Origin of the sequence: Mesorhizobium sp. M1A.T.Ca.IN.004.03.1.1 (assembly GCF_003997555.1) — a bacterium.
Taxonomy (GTDB): Bacteria; Pseudomonadota; Alphaproteobacteria; order Rhizobiales; family Rhizobiaceae; genus Mesorhizobium.
Genome location: NZ_RZTV01000147.1, coordinates 1 through 310 on the forward strand (window position 1 = coordinate 1; position 310 = coordinate 310).

Genomic DNA, 310 nt, shown 5'->3' on the forward strand with positions numbered 1-310 from the left:
TTGTTTGGCGAAGGCTTTCGTCTCCACTATTTCTACTGCATGATTTTAGCCTGATCGGAGTCGATCAGGCTAAAATCATGCAGCAATTCAAAGTGCTACAGCGTCCTTTGCGCGTCTGAAAGACGCGCGGCGCTGTAAGGCAGAGCCGAAACCATCCTCCCACAGGCTTCGCATTTGCTCCATGACTGATGAACTGTCCATTCGCGTAGAACGCTCCTTCACCGCGATTTCCCCGGAGAGCTGGTCCAGGCTTTCCGGGGCCTCGAAGACTTGCGCCACGCTTGCCTACAACCCATTCGTTTCGCACGCC

1 pseudogene is annotated in these 310 nt (G+C 54.5%); it reads left to right on the forward strand.

Annotated elements, in window-relative coordinates:
* Positions 1-181 precede the first annotated feature (181 nt).
* Positions 182-310 (forward strand): annotated as a pseudogene (locus EOD29_RS31090) (GNAT family N-acetyltransferase); the annotation flags it as partial.